10 protein-coding genes, 2 tRNA genes, 3 rRNA genes and 1 other annotated feature are annotated in these 17,034 nt (G+C 52.5%); of the genes, 10 read left to right on the forward strand and 5 right to left on the reverse strand.

All coding sequences use genetic code 11. The features are described from left to right. Positions 1-5: 5 nt before the first annotated feature. Positions 6-1,127 carry a bifunctional chorismate mutase/prephenate dehydrogenase gene (tyrA, locus tag RCF31_RS17775; protein ID WP_084876417.1) on the forward strand — a complete coding sequence of 374 codons (1,122 nt, stop codon included), beginning with the start codon at positions 6-8 and terminating at the stop codon, positions 1,125-1,127. Between the two features lie 33 nt (positions 1,128-1,160). Here the strand turns inward: tyrA and pheA are convergent, their stop codons facing one another. The 4 genes from pheA to bamD form a co-directional block, all read right to left on the reverse strand. Continuing rightward, the gene (gene pheA, locus RCF31_RS17780; RefSeq protein ID WP_299453237.1) at positions 1,161-2,324 is read right to left on the reverse strand and encodes a bifunctional chorismate mutase/prephenate dehydratase; all 1,164 of its coding nucleotides are present in this window, start codon (positions 2,322-2,324) and stop codon (positions 1,161-1,163) included. Between the two features lie 22 nt (positions 2,325-2,346). After that, positions 2,347-2,471, reverse strand: a sequence feature (Phe leader region). Then, positions 2,423-2,470 (reverse strand): pheA operon leader peptide PheL, encoded by a 48-nt coding sequence (gene pheL / locus RCF31_RS17785; RefSeq protein WP_100703679.1) that lies wholly within the window; start codon positions 2,468-2,470, stop codon positions 2,423-2,425. Its footprint overlaps the feature before it by 48 nt. 98 nt (positions 2,472-2,569) lie before the next feature. Further along, complete coding sequence (gene raiA / locus RCF31_RS17790; protein WP_021507319.1) at positions 2,570-2,896, reverse strand: ribosome-associated translation inhibitor RaiA; 327 nt, start codon at positions 2,894-2,896, stop codon at positions 2,570-2,572. Between the two features lie 268 nt (positions 2,897-3,164). Then, positions 3,165-3,896, reverse strand: coding sequence for an outer membrane protein assembly factor BamD (gene bamD, locus RCF31_RS17795; RefSeq protein WP_416411845.1), 732 nt, complete (start codon positions 3,894-3,896; stop codon positions 3,165-3,167). Between the two features lie 130 nt (positions 3,897-4,026). Here bamD and rluD point away from each other — a divergent pair, with 130 nt between their 5' ends. The 9 genes from rluD to RCF31_RS17840 all read left to right on the forward strand — a co-directional run bounded on the left by rluD (position 4,027) and on the right by RCF31_RS17840 (position 15,605). Next, entirely contained in the window at positions 4,027-5,007 is a 981-nt protein-coding gene (gene rluD / locus RCF31_RS17800; RefSeq protein ID WP_084876414.1) for a 23S rRNA pseudouridine(1911/1915/1917) synthase RluD, read from the forward strand. Beyond that, entirely contained in the window at positions 5,004-5,732 is a 729-nt protein-coding gene (gene yfiH, locus RCF31_RS17805; RefSeq protein ID WP_416411846.1) for a purine nucleoside phosphorylase YfiH, read from the forward strand. The genes rluD and yfiH overlap by 4 nt, the downstream gene beginning before the upstream one ends. Positions 5,733-5,857: 125 nt before the next feature. Further along, positions 5,858-8,431 carry an ATP-dependent chaperone ClpB gene (clpB, locus tag RCF31_RS17810; protein ID WP_416411847.1) on the forward strand — a complete coding sequence of 858 codons (2,574 nt, stop codon included), beginning with the start codon at positions 5,858-5,860 and terminating at the stop codon, positions 8,429-8,431. A gap of 447 nt (positions 8,432-8,878) precedes the next feature. After that, positions 8,879-10,420: ribosomal RNA gene (locus tag RCF31_RS17815) — 16S ribosomal RNA — on the forward strand. A 73-nt stretch (positions 10,421-10,493) separates the two neighbouring features. Further along, positions 10,494-10,570, forward strand: a tRNA-Ile gene (locus RCF31_RS17820). A gap of 151 nt (positions 10,571-10,721) precedes the next feature. Then, positions 10,722-10,797, forward strand: a tRNA-Ala gene (locus RCF31_RS17825). Between the two features lie 196 nt (positions 10,798-10,993). Next, a 23S ribosomal RNA gene (locus RCF31_RS17830) occupies positions 10,994-13,897 on the forward strand. 106 nt (positions 13,898-14,003) lie between these two features. Next, a 5S ribosomal RNA gene (rrf, locus tag RCF31_RS17835) occupies positions 14,004-14,119 on the forward strand. The 16S, 23S and 5S rRNA genes sit together here with 2 tRNA genes alongside, the layout of an rRNA operon. Before the next feature lie 181 nt (positions 14,120-14,300). Continuing rightward, complete coding sequence (locus RCF31_RS17840; RefSeq protein ID WP_416411848.1) at positions 14,301-15,605, forward strand: MFS family transporter; 1,305 nt, start codon at positions 14,301-14,303, stop codon at positions 15,603-15,605. 35 nt (positions 15,606-15,640) lie between these two features. Here the strand turns inward: RCF31_RS17840 and pssA are convergent, their stop codons facing one another. After that, positions 15,641-16,996: a CDP-diacylglycerol--serine O-phosphatidyltransferase gene (pssA, locus tag RCF31_RS17845; protein ID WP_416413286.1), complete on the reverse strand. Its 1,356-nt coding sequence runs from the start codon at positions 16,994-16,996 to the stop codon at positions 15,641-15,643. Positions 16,997-17,034: the final 38 nt, after the last annotated feature.

Genomic DNA, 17,034 nt, shown 5'->3' on the forward strand with positions numbered 1-17,034 from the left:
GAGTCATGGTGGCTGAACTGACCGCGCTACGCGATCAAATAGATGAAGTAGATAAAGCACTGCTCGGGCTGCTGGCTAAGCGGCTGGAGCTGGTAGCAGAAGTAGGTGAAGTGAAAAGCCGTTATGGCTTGCCGATTTATGTACCTGAGCGCGAAGCGAGCATGCTTGCTTCGCGTCGTCAGGAAGCTGAGGCGCTCGGTGTACCGCCGGATTTGATTGAAGATGTCCTGCGCCGCCTGATGCGTGAATCCTATACCAGTGAAAACGACAAAGGTTTTAAAACCCTGTGTCCGACGCTGCGTCCGGTGGTGATCGTCGGTGGCCGTGGTCAGATGGGACGTCTGTTTGAAAAAATGCTCACCCTGTCGGGCTATCAGGTACGTCTGCTCGACAAAGGTGACTGGGAACAGGCTGACGAGTTATTGAAAGATGCCGGTATGGTTATCATCAGCGTACCGATCCATCTTACCGAGCAAATTATCGCGCAGCTGCCAACGTTGCCGGAAGATTGCATCCTGGTTGATTTGGCCTCGGTGAAGAACCGTCCCCTGCAGGCGATGCTGGCTGCCCATAACGGACCGGTACTTGGCCTGCATCCGATGTTCGGCCCGGATAGCGGCAGCCTGGCGAAACAGGTGGTGGTGTGGTGCGATGGACGTCAGCCGGAAGCTTATCAGTGGTTCCTGGAACAGATTCAGGTCTGGGGCGCGCGGTTGCATCGTATCAGTGCCGTTGAGCATGACCAGAATATGGCGTTTATCCAGGCATTGCGTCACTTTGCAACCTTTGCCTATGGTCTCCATCTGGCTGAAGAGAACGTCAATCTGGATCAATTACTGGCGCTGTCGTCACCGATATACCGGCTGGAACTGGCAATGGTCGGCAGATTGTTCGCGCAGGACCCACAGCTGTACGCGGATATCATTATGTCCTCGGAGAGCAACATCGCGCTGATTAAACGCTATTACCAGCGTTTTGGTGAGGCGATAACCTTGCTGGAACATGGAGACAAGCAGGCCTTCATCGAAAGCTTTGAACGCGTAGAACATTGGTTTGGTGACTATGCGAAACGCTTCCTGGTTGAAAGCCGTAGCATGCTACGTTCGGCAAACGACAGTCGGCAATAACAGAAAAGGGCATCCATCCGGATGCCCTTTTGCTTAGATGCGCGGCTCCACCGGCACCACATTCTCGCCTGGATAACAACCGAGTACCTTGAGTGAGCGGGTTAAACCACGCAGCTCTTCCAGCGCGCGTTGCATGCTGTCAGATTGCAGATTGCCCTGCACATCAATGTAAAACATCTCTTCCCACGGATTGCCGTTAATCGGACGTGATTCCAGTTTGCTCATGATCAGGTTGTGCTGACGTAATACCAGTAACGCTTCAACCAGCGCACCTGCCTGCTGCCCGGTGGCCATAATCAGCGTGGTTTTGGCAGGTACCTGGTCGGAGACATCAATGGACTTGCGCGCCAGTACGATAAAACGTGTGTGGTTTTGCTGCTGGTTGGCCAGATCACGCTCCAGTACCTGCAATTGATACAGCTCACCACCGGCTTCGCTGCCGAGAGCCGCCACTTTCGGTGAGTTCATCGCAGCCACTTTTTCCATCGCTGCAGCGGTGCTTTCGGTGTATTCGATTTTCCATTGCGGGAAACGGTTGATGAACTGGCTGCATTGCTGGAACGGTTGCGGATGGCTGTAGACAGTCTCAATTTGCTGCAAATCGGTATTGCTGCTCACCAGCACACAATGTTCGATGGGAATGGTCAGCTCGCCAACGATCGACAACGACGTCTGCTGGAGCAGGTCATAAACGTCATTGATGGAGCCAGAGCTGGTATTCTCAATCGGCATCACCGCATAATCAGCCTGGCCGCTCTCCACTTGCTGGATGATGTCGTGGAATTTGAGACAACCCATTTCCACCATCGAATCAAAATGTCGTGCCGCATATTTGCGCGCAGCAAGATGCGAATAGGAACCTTTCGGACCAAGGAAAGCGATACGCGGCGCCAGCGCATGGGGATGATTAAGGTTCTTTTGCAGCAATGCCTGCTGCGTCAGAACCGAATCTTCAATCACCAGCTGGAACAGGCGCGTGATGTAATGCGCATCAAGCTGGTGTTTTTTTCCCAGCGTAATCAAATTTTCCAGCAGGGCGCGCTCGCGCTCGACATCACGGATTGGGCGGTGGGTTGCTAGTTTTGCCTGGGCAACTTCAATGGCCAGTGCGCGGCGCTCGGCCAGCAGTGTCAGCAGCTTCTCATCAACGGCGCTGATTTTGTCACGTAATGCCAGCAGTGGGTTATCGGGGGTCATAGGGCTCACCTGTAAGCTGTCCAATAAAAAAGCCTCCCGGTTGGGAGGCTTTGTTGTTCGTCTTCGCATTCATTTTCACATGACGAATCGCCTCCCAATCAGGGGAAGGTAAAAAAGAATGCGAAGAAGAACGGCAGATGTTTCATGGTGGTTTCCGAAAGTAAAGTGACCCGAGATTAACCGCACTGATTTGAGGCTGTCAATAAAAAACGCGCCCGGAGGCGCGTTGCTGAGAAAATGGGTGTTTAACCCGCAGGCGTAAAATCTTTCACACTACTGGTGGCACGACGCGCTTCGGGTTTGTGTTGCGCTTTGTTGAGCTGTCGTTCCAGCTTCGCAATCAGATCGTTGATTGCGGTGTACATATCATCATGTTTCGCGCTGGCGACCAGCGTGCCATTTGGCGTGTTAATCGTGGCGTCTGCCACAAATTCTTTCGGCTCTTTCGATAACACGATGTGCGGGTTTATCAGGTGAGTTTGCCATTTTTCCAGCTTGGCGAGACGGTCTTCGACATGGTTGCGGATAGCCGCAGTGATTTCCATTTGTTTACTGGTAATGTTCAGAATCATCATTCAAACCTCTCTGTCATTTCCGTCTGGGTAGGTCCAGCATACCGCGGAAATCGGGAAAATATGTGATCAGAATCACATTAAAATGTCACTTTTTGTCAATGCCAGCAAATTGTGAGAAAGGCCGGGAAAGTGGCGGAAAAAGCTTGAAGCGGTGGGGGGAAGGGGGCAAGATTGACGAGTTAACCGGGTGAGAAATTTTGTTTTTAGTCTGAATTTTCACCAAAAAAAAGCAGCCAGTGAAGGCTGCTTTTTTATTTGCCATTGATCAGGCGTTATTGGCGGCAATAATTTTTGCCACTTTATCCGCTTCAGCAGTCAGTTGCAGCTGGCGATAGGCATTTTCCATCAGCGGCAGCGCTTCATGAGTCGCTTCTGCATCCGGGTAATCCTTCATCATGCCTTCTACACGGTTAACAACAGCGACATAAGCACCGCGCTTGGTATAGAATTGCGCCACTGAAAGTTCATACTTCGCCAGACGTTCTTTCAGGAAGACCTGGCGTTTCTGGGCGTCGGCGGCATACTGGCTGTTCGGGTAACCGCGCAGCAACTGAGAAAAGTCGCGGAACGCGTCACGGGCATGAGTCGGATCGCGGTCAGAACGATCGATACCGAAGAAGCCCTGTAGTGCCGAATCATCCAGTGCCATATCCGTCAGACCTTTCATGTAAATGACATAGTCGATGTTTGGATGGGTCGGATTCAGACGCATAAAGCGAGCGATCGCGGCTTGCGCCAGCGGCAGATCGGCATTTTTGTAATACGCGTAGATCAAATCCAGCTGTACCTGCTGAGAATATGGGCCGAACGGGTAACGGTTATCCAGCGCTTCCAGTTGCTTAATCGCCGCTTTAAAGTTACCGTCCTGCAGTTTTTGCTGAGCTGTGGCGTAAATCTCAGACGGCGGGCTGTCCGGTACTGTGTCCTTTGAGCTGGAACAACCCACCAGTGCCAGGCTCAGTGTGGCAGCAGCCACCAGATGTTTCATACGCGTCATGACGAAATGATTATCCTCAAAGTGTTATGGCGGAAGCTGTCCGTGTAGCTCCCGGTAATGACCAGGTACGATAGCACATTATATTAAACGGCATCGCCGTGAAAACCCAACGTTAACGAAGAAGCTGTATATGGCACAACAAGTTCAACTCACCGCAACGGTGTCCGAAGCACAACTTGGACAACGCTTAGATCAGACTTTGGCGGAATTGTTCCCTGATTATTCACGTTCTCGCATAAAAGAATGGATCCTTGAGCGTCGCGTCAGCGTCAATGGCACCGTCATCGACAAACCGAAAGAGAAGGTTCTGGGCGGCGAGCAGGTGTCGATCAGCGCTGAAATCGAAGAAGAGCAGCGCTGGGAAGCGCAAAACATCCCATTGAATATCGTGTATGAAGACGACGATATTCTTGTTATCAACAAACCGCGTGGTTTAGTGGTGCATCCGGGAGCCGGTAATCCGGACGGGACTGTGCTTAACGCATTGCTTTATCATTACCCAGCGATTGCGGATGTTCCTCGTGCGGGCATTGTCCATCGTCTGGACAAAGACACCACCGGTCTGATGGTGGTGGCTAAAACCGTACCTGCACAAACGCATCTGGTGGAAACGCTGCAGTTGCGTGAAATCACCCGTGAGTACGAAGCGGTTGCGATTGGCACCATGACCGCGGGCGGTACCGTTAATGAGCCCATGGCGCGTCACTCCACCAAACGTACTCATATGGCGGTGCACCCGATGGGGAAACCGGCGGTGACCCATTACCGCATCATGGAGCACTTCCGTGCGCATACCCGCCTGCGCCTGCGTCTGGAAACCGGTCGTACACACCAGATCCGCGTTCATATGGCCCATATTAACCATCCGCTGGTGGGTGATCCGCTTTACGGTGGTCGTCCACGTCCACCAAAAGGGGCATCTGATGAATTTATCGCAACCCTGCGTGGATTTGATCGTCAGGCGTTGCACGCAACCATGTTGCGTCTCTACCATCCGATCACCGGGATTGAAATGGAATGGCATGCACCACTGCCGCAGGACATGGTCGATTTGATTGATGCCCTGAAAGCTGATACCGATATGTTCCGCGATCAGATGGACTGGCTATGAATGAGTTGATCATCCCGGACTGGCCAGCACCGGCGCGCGTTCGGGCATGTTCAACTACACGTCACGGTGGCGTCAGTCAGGCTCCCTGGAACACTCTCAATCTTGGCAGCCACGTTGGTGATAATCAGGAACATGTGCTCCTTAATCGCCAGCGTTTGGTTGCTCTGGCACAGTTACCGGCGATGCCCCAATGGCTCAATCAGGTTCACGGTCAGGAGGCGGTGCGTTTACCTGCTAGCGTAGCGCTACCTGATGCGGATGCTGCGATTACGCGTGAAACGGGCGTGGTCTGTGCCGTGATGACGGCAGATTGCCTGCCGGTGCTCTTTTGTGCCAGTGACGGTAGCGAAGTGGCGGTTGCTCATGCCGGCTGGCGCGGCTTATGTCACGGTGTACTGGAGCAGACGCTGGCACAGTTTCACTGTCCCGCACAAGAGATTCATGCCTGGCTGGGACCTGCCATTGGCCCGCAGGCTTTCGAAGTGGGTGCGGAGGTGCGTTCGGCATTTATGGCGCATGACGAGCGTGCCGACCAGGCATTTCGCCCCGTCGGCGAAAAATATTTTGCTGATATCTGGTTGCTGGCTCGCCAGCGCTTGCAGGCTGCTGGTGTGCGTTCAATCAGCGGCGAACAACGCTGTACCTGGCATGCAAGCGACGATTTTTTCTCCTTCCGACGCGATCGTATCACCGGGCGTATGGCAACTTTGATTTGGCTGAGATAACCTTACGCCACAAGACGATCCAGTTAGCGTATTTTTTGCTCACAACTCAGGTCATTAACCTTGAAAATTTGAGGGATGACCTCATTTAATCTCCAGTAGCATTTTGACCTGTAATGGGAGGAAACATGCGTCTGGATCGTCTTACCAACAAATTCCAGTTGGCCTTGGCCGATGCACAGTCCCTTGCTCTGGGACACGATAACCAATTCATAGAACCCCTTCATGTGATGAGCGCGTTGCTCAATCAGGAAGGCGGATCGGTGCGTCCGTTGCTCAGCGCAGCGGGTGCCGATGTCGCTGGGCTACGCACCAGCATTGAACAGGCTATTAATCGATTACCACAAGTTGAAGGCACTGACGGCGACGTCCAGCCGTCTGCGGATTTAGTCCGTGTGCTTAACCTGTGCGACAAGCTGGCGCAAAAGCGCGGCGACAATTTTATTTCATCTGAATTATTTGCTTTGGCGGCCCTGGATTCACGTGGCTCGCTGGCTGATTTACTTAAATCGGCTGGTGCAACGTCGGAAAAACTCGCTAAGGCTATCGAGCAATTGCGAGGGGGAGAGAACGTGAACGATCAAGGGGCTGAAGATCAGCGTCAGGCATTAAAGAAATACACCATCGATCTGACGGAACGCGCCGAACTGGGCAAACTTGACCCGGTGATTGGTCGTGACGAGGAAATTCGGCGCACCATTCAGGTTCTGCAACGTCGTACCAAGAATAACCCGGTACTGATTGGTGAACCCGGTGTCGGTAAAACCGCTATCGTTGAAGGTTTGGCTCAGCGCATCATCAATGGCGAAGTGCCTGAAGGCCTGAAAGGCCGTCGGGTATTGGCGCTGGATATGGGAGCGCTGGTGGCGGGTGCGAAATATCGTGGTGAGTTTGAAGAACGTTTAAAAGGGGTCCTGAACGATCTGGCGAAACAGGAAGGCAACGTCATCCTGTTTATCGACGAACTGCATACCATGGTCGGTGCCGGTAAAGCTGATGGCGCAATGGATGCCGGTAACATGCTTAAGCCAGCTCTGGCTCGCGGTGAGTTGCACTGCGTCGGTGCCACTACGCTGGATGAGTATCGTCAGTACATTGAAAAAGATGCTGCACTGGAACGTCGTTTCCAGAAAGTGTTTGTGGCGGAACCCAGTGTCGAAGACACCATTGCCATTTTGCGTGGCCTGAAAGAGCGCTATGAGCTGCATCATCATGTGCAGATCACCGATCCGGCGATTGTGGCAGCAGCAACGCTTTCGCATCGTTATATCGCCGATCGTCAGTTACCGGATAAAGCTATCGACCTTATTGATGAGGCGGCTTCCAGCATTCGTCTGCAAATTGACTCGAAGCCGGAACCACTGGATCGCCTTGAACGCCGCATTATCCAGCTTAAGCTGGAACAGCAGGCGCTGAAGAAAGAGTCGGATGATGCCAGTATCAAACGTCTGGAAATGCTGGAAAGCGAGCTTGACCAGAAAGAGCGTGAATACGCCGAGCTGGAAGAAGAGTGGAAAGCTGAAAAAGCGTCTCTGACCGGTACGCAGAATATCAAGGCTGAACTGGAGCAGGCACGCTTGTCTCTGGAGCAGGCACGGCGTGTCGGCGATCTGGGACAGATGTCTGAATTGCAGTATGGCAAGATACCCGCATTGGAGAAACAGCTGGCTGCGGCCATGCAGTCCGAAGGCAAGACCATGAAGTTGCTGCGTAACCGCGTGACCGATGTGGAAATTGCTGATGTACTGGCGCGCTGGACGGGTATTCCTGTTGCCCGCATGATGGAAGGGGAGCGTGATAAGTTGCTGCGGATGGAGCAGGAGCTGCATGCGCGCGTGATTGGCCAGGATGAAGCGGTAGAAGCCGTATCAAATGCGATTCGTCGTAGCCGTGCCGGATTGTCTGATCCAAACCGGCCAATTGGTTCTTTCCTGTTCCTGGGACCAACAGGTGTGGGTAAAACCGAGTTGTGTAAGGCGCTGGCAAACTTCCTGTTCGACAGCGACGACGCGATGGTACGTATCGATATGTCTGAGTTTATGGAGAAACATTCGGTATCGCGGCTGGTGGGTGCTCCTCCGGGATATGTCGGTTATGAAGAGGGTGGTTATCTGACTGAGGCTGTTCGTCGTCGTCCTTATTCGGTGATTTTGCTTGATGAGGTAGAGAAAGCACACCCGGATGTTTTCAACATCCTGTTGCAGGTGCTGGATGATGGTCGTTTAACGGATGGACAGGGACGTACGGTCGATTTCCGCAACACGGTAGTTATTATGACCTCGAACCTCGGTTCAGATTTGATTCAGGAGCGGTTTGGTGCGCTGGATTATCCTGAGATGAAAGAAATGGTGATGTCGGTTGTCGGGCACCATTTCCGTCCGGAGTTTATTAACCGTATCGATGAAGTGGTGGTGTTCCATCCTCTGGGTGAAAAACACATTGCTTCTATTGCGCAGATTCAGCTGCAGCGGTTGTATAAACGTCTTGAAGAGCGTGGCTACCAGTTGCACATTTCGGACGCAGCTATCCGGTTGCTGGGTGAGAACGGTTACGATCCGGTTTACGGGGCGCGGCCACTGAAACGTGCTATCCAGCAGCAAATTGAAAACCCGCTGGCGCAACAGATTCTTTCTGGGGCGTTAGTGCCGGGTAAAACCATCGAGATGGATGTGAAAGATGATGTGATAGTCGCACATCAGTAAGAAATAACCATTAACGGGCCTGCGGGCCCGTTTTTTATGCCTTTTGCACAGGTTTTTGCTGGATTTTGCAACGCTTCGCCTGGAAAGTGAGCGGTCGCGCAAAAAGTTTAAATTAGCGCTTGTCACTCAGAATTATCTCCCTATAATGCGCCTCCACTGACACGGCAAAGCGGCAACGCAGACGGGTCAGCAAGGGACGAAGTGATTCATCCCGCCGGAGAAAATCGCTGAAAAAAGTGATTGACTCTGAAGGAGGAAAGCGTAATATACGCCACCTCGCGACAGACGGTTAACCCGCTGCCCGCACTGCTCTTTAACAATTTATCAGACAATCTGTGTGGGCACTCGCAGGATTGATATCAAAAGTCCACGGACTTAAAAAATATCAAGTCTCAAGAGTGAACACGTAATTCATTACGAAGTTTAATTCTTTGAGCATCAAACTTTAAATTGAAGAGTTTGATCATGGCTCAGATTGAACGCTGGCGGCAGGCCTAACACATGCAAGTCGAACGGTAGCACAGGGGAGCTTGCTCCCTGGGTGACGAGTGGCGGACGGGTGAGTAATGTCTGGGGATCTGCCCGATGGAGGGGGATAACTACTGGAAACGGTAGCTAATACCGCATAACGTCGCAAGACCAAAGTGGGGGACCTTCGGGCCTCACACCATCGGATGAACCCAGATGGGATTAGCTAGTAGGTGGGGTAACGGCTCACCTAGGCGACGATCCCTAGCTGGTCTGAGAGGATGACCAGCCACACTGGAACTGAGACACGGTCCAGACTCCTACGGGAGGCAGCAGTGGGGAATATTGCACAATGGGCGCAAGCCTGATGCAGCCATGCCGCGTGTATGAAGAAGGCCTTCGGGTTGTAAAGTACTTTCAGCGGGGAGGAAGGGTGTGAAGTGAATAGCTTCATGCATTGACGTTACCCGCAGAAGAAGCACCGGCTAACTCCGTGCCAGCAGCCGCGGTAATACGGAGGGTGCAAGCGTTAATCGGAATTACTGGGCGTAAAGCGCACGCAGGCGGTCTGTCAAGTCGGATGTGAAATCCCCGGGCTTAACCTGGGAACTGCATTCGAAACTGGCAGGCTTGAGTCTCGTAGAGGGGGGTAGAATTCCAGGTGTAGCGGTGAAATGCGTAGAGATCTGGAGGAATACCGGTGGCGAAGGCGGCCCCCTGGACGAAGACTGACGCTCAGGTGCGAAAGCGTGGGGAGCAAACAGGATTAGATACCCTGGTAGTCCACGCCGTAAACGATGTCGACTTGGAGGTTGTGCCCTTGAGGCGTGGCTTCCGGAGCTAACGCGTTAAGTCGACCGCCTGGGGAGTACGGCCGCAAGGTTAAAACTCAAATGAATTGACGGGGGCCCGCACAAGCGGTGGAGCATGTGGTTTAATTCGATGCAACGCGAAGAACCTTACCTGGCCTTGACATCCACGGAATTTGGCAGAGATGCCTTAGTGCCTTCGGGAACCGTGAGACAGGTGCTGCATGGCTGTCGTCAGCTCGTGTTGTGAAATGTTGGGTTAAGTCCCGCAACGAGCGCAACCCTTATCCTTTGTTGCCAGCGATTCGGTCGGGAACTCAAAGGAGACTGCCGGTGATAAACCGGAGGAAGGTGGGGATGACGTCAAGTCATCATGGCCCTTACGGCCAGGGCTACACACGTGCTACAATGGCGCATACAAAGAGAAGCGACCTCGCGAGAGCAAGCGGACCTCATAAAGTGCGTCGTAGTCCGGATTGGAGTCTGCAACTCGACTCCATGAAGTCGGAATCGCTAGTAATCGTAGATCAGAATGCTACGGTGAATACGTTCCCGGGCCTTGTACACACCGCCCGTCACACCATGGGAGTGGGTTGCAAAAGAAGTAGGTAGCTTAACCTTAGGGAGGGCGCTTACCACTTTGTGATTCATGACTGGGGTGAAGTCGTAACAAGGTAACCGTAGGGGAACCTGCGGTTGGATCACCTCCTTACCTGAAGATACTTTCCCGCGAAGTGCTCACACAGATTGTCTGATAGAAAAGTAACGAGCAGAAAAACCTCTACAGGCTTGTAGCTCAGGTGGTTAGAGCGCACCCCTGATAAGGGTGAGGTCGGTGGTTCAAGTCCACTCAGGCCTACCAAATTTCTTCTCATGCTGCGTTATGCGCGCGGTCGTTTACCGACGTAAACTTCCCTTCCGCATGCCTTGCCTGAGCAGAAATTGCATTCTTCTTTTGTCTGAAGAATGTGAACTCGGTTGAGTGGTAGTAGTGGTCTCTGCAGTAACTGTATGGGGCTATAGCTCAGCTGGGAGAGCGCCTGCCTTGCACGCAGGAGGTCAGCGGTTCGATCCCGCTTAGCTCCACCATTACAGTACTTCAATACTTCAGAGCGTACCGGAAACGGTGTGCTGCGAAGTATTTGCTCTTTAACAATCCGGAACAAGCTGAAAATTTGAAACGACGCGTTGTTTCATTTCTCCGTAATAAGAAATGAAAGCGGCGCGTTCGAGTCTCTCAAAAGCTTACGATTCATAAGCGTTGCAAAACGCCTGTGGGTTGTGAGGTTAAGCGACTAAGCGTACACGGTGGATGCCCTGGCAGTCAGAGGCGATGAAGGACGTGCTAATCTGCGAAAAGCGCCGGCAAGGTGATATGAACCGCAACAGCCGGCGATGTCCGAATGGGGAAACCCAGTGCACTTGTGCACTATCGTTAACTGAATACATAGGTTAACGAGGCGAACCGGGGGAACTGAAACATCTAAGTACCCCGAGGAAAAGAAATCAACCGAGATTCCCCCAGTAGCGGCGAGCGAACGGGGAACAGCCCAGGACCTGAATCAGTTTGTGTGTTAGTGGAAGCGTCTGGAAAGTCGCGCGATACAGGGTGACAGCCCCGTACACGAAAATGCACGGACTGTGAGTCCGACGAGTAGGGCGGGACACGTGGTATCCTGTCTGAATATGGGGGGACCATCCTCCAAGGCTAAATACTCCTGACTGACCGATAGTGAACCAGTACCGTGAGGGAAAGGCGAAAAGAACCCCGGCGAGGGGAGTGAAACAGAACCTGAAACCGTGTACGTACAAGCAGTGGGAGCATCCTTTTGGGTGTGACTGCGTACCTTTTGTATAATGGGTCAGCGACTTATATTCTGTAGCAAGGTTAACCGTATAGGGGAGCCGAAGGGAAACCGAGTCTTAATTGGGCGTTAAGTTGCAGGGTATAGACCCGAAACCCGGTGATCTAGCCATGGGCAGGTTGAAGGTTGGGTAACACTAACTGGAGGACCGAACCGACTAATGTTGAAAAATTAGCGGATGACCTGTGGCTGGGGGTGAAAGGCCAATCAAACCGGGAGATAGCTGGTTCTCCCCGAAAGCTATTTAGGTAGCGCCTCGTGAACTCATCTCCGGGGGTAGAGCACTGTTTCGGCTAGGGGGCCATCCCGGCTTACCAACCCGATGCAAACTGCGAATACCGGAGAATGTTATCACGGGAGACACACGGCGGGTGCTAACGTCCGTCGTGAAGAGGGAAACAACCCAGACCGCCAGCTAAGGTCCCAAAGTCATGGTTAAGTGGGAAACGATGTGGGAAGGCACAGACAGCCAGGATGTTGGCTTAGAAGCAGCCATCATTTAAAGAAAGCGTAATAGCTCACTGGTCGAGTCGGCCTGCGCGGAAGATGTAACGGGGCTAAACCATGCACCGAAGCTGCGGCAGCGACACTATGTGTTGTTGGGTAGGGGAGCGTTCTGTAAGCCGCTGAAGGTGGACTGTGAGGTCTGCTGGAGGTATCAGAAGTGCGAATGCTGACATAAGTAACGATAAAGCGGGTGAAAAGCCCGCTCGCCGGAAGACCAAGGGTTCCTGTCCAACGTTAATCGGGGCAGGGTGAGTCGACCCCTAAGGCGAGGCTGAAAAGCGTAGTCGATGGGAAACAGGTTAATATTCCTGTACTTGGTGTTACTGCGAAGGGGGGACGGAGAAGGCTAGGTTATCCGGGCGACGGTTGTCCCGGTTTAAGCGTGTAGGTGTGAAGACCAGGCAAATCCGGTCTTCTTTAACACTGAGGCGTGATGACGAGCCACTACGGTGGTGAAGTAACTGATGCCCTGCTTCCAGGAAAAGCCTCTAAGCTCCAGGTAACACGAAATCGTACCCCAAACCGACACAGGTGGTCAGGTAGAGAATACCAAGGCGCTTGAGAGAACTCGGGTGAAGGAACTAGGCAAAATGGTGCCGTAACTTCGGGAGAAGGCACGCTGGCATTAGGTGAAGGGACTTGCTCCCGGAGCTGAAGCCAGTCGAAGATACCAGCTGGCTGCAACTGTTTATTAAAAACACAGCACTGTGCAAACACGAAAGTGGACGTATACGGTGTGACGCCTGCCCGGTGCCGGAAGGTTAATTGATGGGGTTATCCGTAAGGAGAAGCTCTTGATCGAAGCCCCGGTAAACGGCGGCCGTAACTATAACGGTCCTAAGGTAGCGAAATTCCTTGTCGGGTAAGTTCCGACCTGCACGAATGGCGTAATGATGGCCAGGCTGTCTCCACCCGAGACTCAGTGAAATTGAAATCGCTGTGAAGATGCAGTGTACCCGCGGCAAGACGGAAAGACCCCGTGAACCTTTACTATAGCTTGACACTGAACATTGAGCCTTGATGTGTAGGATAGGTGGGAGGCTTTGAAGCGTGGACGCCAGTCTGCGTGGAGCCGACCTTGAAATACCACCCTTTAATGTTTGATGTTCTAACGTAGGCCCGTAATCCGGGCTGCGGACAGTGTCTGGTGGGTAGTTTGACTGGGGCGGTCTCCTCCCAAAGCGTAACGGAGGAGCACGAAGGTTGGCTAATCCTGGTCGGACATCAGGAGGTTAGTGCAATGGCATAAGCCAGCTTGACTGCGAGAGTGACGGCTCGAGCAGGTGCGAAAGCAGGTCATAGTGATCCGGTGGTTCTGAATGGAAGGGCCATCGCTCAACGGATAAAAGGTACTCCGGGGATAACAGGCTGATACCGCCCAAGAGTTCATATCGACGGCGGTGTTTGGCACCTCGATGTCGGCTCATCACATCCTGGGGCTGAAGTAGGTCCCAAGGGTACGGCTGTTCGCCGTTTAAAGTGGTACGCGAGCTGGGTTTAGAACGTCGTGAGACAGTTCGGTCCCTATCTGCCGTGGGCGCTGGAGAATTGAGGGGGGTTGCTCCTAGTACGAGAGGACCGGAGTGAACGCACCACTGGTGTTCGGGTTGTCATGCCAATGGCATTGCCCGGTAGCTAAGTGCGGAAAAGATAAGTGCTGAAAGCATCTAAGCACGAAACTTGCCCCGAGATGAGTTCTCCCTGACTCCTTGAGAGTCCTGAAGGGACGTTGAAGACGACGACGTTGATAGGCCGGATGTGTAAGTGCAGCGATGCATTGAGCTAACCGGTACTAATGACCCGTGAGGCTTAACCTTACAACGCCAGAGGCGTTTTGATTGAGAGACCAGAGAAGATTTTCAGCTTGATTCATCCGGATAGATTCGTGCGGCCTGAGAGGGCGGTGCGGATAAACAGAATTTGCCTGGCGGCTGTAGCGCGGTGGTCCCACCTGACCCCATGCCGAACTCAGAAGTGAAACGCCGTAGCGCCGATGGTAGTGTGGGGTCTCCCCATGCGAGAGTAGGGAACTGCCAGGCATCAATCAAGTAAAGAAGCCCTGAACGAAAGTTCAGGGCTTTTTTACGTCTGAAAATCGCCCCACAAACCTCTTCCCGGTCACATTTTGTCATTCGGATATTTGCCCGCTTCACCTGACGGGCCAACAAATGCTTTACTCAATGCTTTGGCGTTTATTATCCGCAAGGAAAAGAGGAAAGCATGACAGACTCTCTACAACAAAAAGTGGTACCACACGACACGACGACCATTAGCAAACAACGCATCTGGGCGATTGTTGGTGCTTCATCAGGCAACCTGGTGGAGTGGTTCGATTTCTATGTTTATTCGTTCTTCTCACTCTATTTCGCCCATATCTTTTTCCCATCGGGCGATACCACCACGCAATTACTGCAAACCGCAGGTGTATTTGCCGCAGGATTTTTGATGCGTCCTATCGGTGGCTGGCTATTTGGTTATATTGCCGATCGCCACGGACGAAAAAACTCCATGCTGATCTCAGTTTGTATGATGTGTCTCGGTTCGCTGGTGATTGCCTGTCTGCCCGGATATGGGGAAATTGGCATTGCCGCTCCCACGATTCTGCTGCTGGCGCGCATGTTTCAGGGGTTGTCCGTGGGTGGGGAATATGGCACCAGCGCCACTTATATGAGTGAAGTGGCGCTGGAAGGACGCAAAGGGTTCTACGCCTCATTCCAGTACGTGACCTTAATCGGTGGGCAGTTACTGGCAGTGCTTACCGTGGTGGTGCTGCAACAAATTCTTAGTGATGAACAACTACATCGCTGGGGATGGCGTATCCCATTCTTCCTGGGCGCTATTCTGGCAGTTGTCGCACTCTGGCTGCGTCGCTCGCTCAATGAAACTTCAGAGAAAAAACACCGCGAACATCGTGATGCTGGCAGTATTCTTGGTCTGCTGCGCAATCACTCTCGTGCTTTTCTGATGGTGCTGGGCTTTACTGCCGGTGGTTCACTCAGTTTTTATACCTTTACTACCTATATGCAAAAATACCTGGTCAATACCGCCGGGATGGATGCACGCAGCGCGAGTGCATTAATGACCGGGGCGTTGCTGGTATTTATGTTGATTCAGCCGATTATCGGCGCGTTATCCGATAAAATCGGCCGCCGTGCATCCATGATAATTTTTGGTGCGGGTGCAGCGATTTGTACCGTACCGATTCTGACGCTGCTACAAAATGTGCAGAGTGGCTGGCTGGCATTTCTTCTGGTGATGGTAGCGTTGATCATCACCAGCTTCTATACCGCTATCAGCGGCATACTTAAAGCAGAGATGTTCCCGCCGGAGGTGCGAGCACTGGGTGTCGGCTTATCTTATGCAGTGGCAAATGCTATTTTTGGCGGTTCTGCCGAGTACGTTGCGTTGCTGCTGAAAAAAGAAGGCGCGGAAACCAGTTTCTTCTGGTATGTGTCAGCAATGGGCGCATTAGCGTTTCTGGTGTCACTGATGCTGCATCGCAAAGGGAAGGGGATTAAGTTATAAAATGGCTGGCCGCTCCTCACTGAGCGGCCAGGTTCTCACAGCAGACGGCTGATAAGACGATCGATCCGGATCCGCCGCAGACGACGAATCAACTTGCGCACCTTTGCCGGATAGTCGGCAATGCTCTCCAGTTCACGGAAATGCACCACCACCGTGGTATGTGTACGGATCAATGCCAGTTCCCGCTCGCGTTGTTCAGCCAGCTGATTCAGCGGGTCATGGATCAACACCGCATTTTCCAGATCGAGCCGCCAGGCGCGTGGATTGAGGTTATTGCCGGTGATCATCATCCATTCATCGTCCACCCAGATGCCTTTCAGATGGTAGCTATTTTCACCATCTTTCCACAGGCGCACCGTCAGCTGACCATTGTTGACGTAATATTGCAGGCGGCTGAGGAAACGGCGCAGGTTAATCTCGTAGAGATAAGGCAACGCACCGATAATCTTAAAGGGCTGCTCAGGTGGAATATAAAAGTCGTTGGCCGTTTTGTCCCCGATGATGATCTCAACCTCTTTTCCCTGACGCAGTAAATGGATCAGGTTACGCACCAGGATAGCGGGCAGATTGAAATAAGGCGTACACAGGGTGAGTTTACGCTCGGCACAGGGCATTAAATGGAAGATGGTTTTATTCAGCAGGCTACGTTTGCCCAGGCCCACCAATGGTGTGACTGTCAGCGTTTCGTTGCCCGCATTACCGGTAAACTGATAGTTGAAGCCACGCAGATCCTGGCGGAACTGGCGGGTTTCATTTTTGATTTCCGGGCTGGAAGGGCGTTCGGACTGATCAAGACGGTGCACCGCATCTGATTGCTTCAGATTCTCACAGATCCACTGATACATGGTATCGGCCAGCTGCGGGTTGCGGATTAGCTGATAGCGGTCATAACGGTATTTATCATGCTGATGCAGATAGACATCGTTCAGGCTGGCACCGCTATACAACAGCGTGTCATCAATGATAAAGCCTTTCAAATGCAGTACGCCCAGCGCTTCACGGGTGTTCACCGGAATACCATACACCGGAATGGCGATATCCGCATGCTGCGTCGCCATCTCGCAATACCAGTCGGCATTGGTGAAGCCTCGTGCTGCGCCGATGCGGCCACGTTGCGCACGATGCCAGTCCACCAGAATACTGATATCCAGTTCAGGACGTGCCTGACGCGCAGCATACAGTGCCTGCATAATGCCACGTCCACCATCATCATTTTCCAGGTAAAGCGCAGCGATACAGATACGTTTTTCTGCAGCGGCAATTTTCGTCAGCAGGGTTTCGCGAAATTCAGCGGGCGAGTAAAGCGTGGTCACATCCGACACGGATTGTGACAGTTTAGGCAGCTGTGCGAGGTGTTGTTGGTGTTTATTGCGTTTGAATTTAGACAACATCACGGTGCACTTCTTCTCTGTTCATTGCATGGCCTTTT

It is taken from the genome of Pantoea sp. App145, from assembly GCF_047947045.1.
Classification (GTDB): Bacteria; Pseudomonadota; Gammaproteobacteria; order Enterobacterales; family Enterobacteriaceae; genus Pantoea.

Coding starts and splice junctions, on each gene's coding strand:
- clpB (WP_416411847.1), top strand. CDS start 5,858: ATGCGTCTGGATCGTCTTACCAACAAATTCCAGTTGGCCTTGGCCGAT.
- bamD (WP_416411845.1), bottom strand. CDS start 3,896: ATGACGCGTATGAAACATCTGGTGGCTGCTGCCACACTGAGCCTGGCA.
- pheA (WP_299453237.1), bottom strand. CDS start 2,324: ATGACCCCCGATAACCCACTGCTGGCATTACGTGACAAAATCAGCGCC.
- RCF31_RS17840 (WP_416411848.1), top strand. CDS start 14,301: ATGACAGACTCTCTACAACAAAAAGTGGTACCACACGACACGACGACC.
- yfiH (WP_416411846.1), top strand. CDS start 5,004: ATGAATGAGTTGATCATCCCGGACTGGCCAGCACCGGCGCGCGTTCGG.
- rluD (WP_084876414.1), top strand. CDS start 4,027: ATGGCACAACAAGTTCAACTCACCGCAACGGTGTCCGAAGCACAACTT.
- raiA (WP_021507319.1), bottom strand. CDS start 2,896: ATGATTCTGAACATTACCAGTAAACAAATGGAAATCACTGCGGCTATC.
- pssA (WP_416413286.1), bottom strand. CDS start 16,996: ATGTTGTCTAAATTCAAACGCAATAAACACCAACAACACCTCGCACAG.
- tyrA (WP_084876417.1), top strand. CDS start 6: ATGGTGGCTGAACTGACCGCGCTACGCGATCAAATAGATGAAGTAGAT.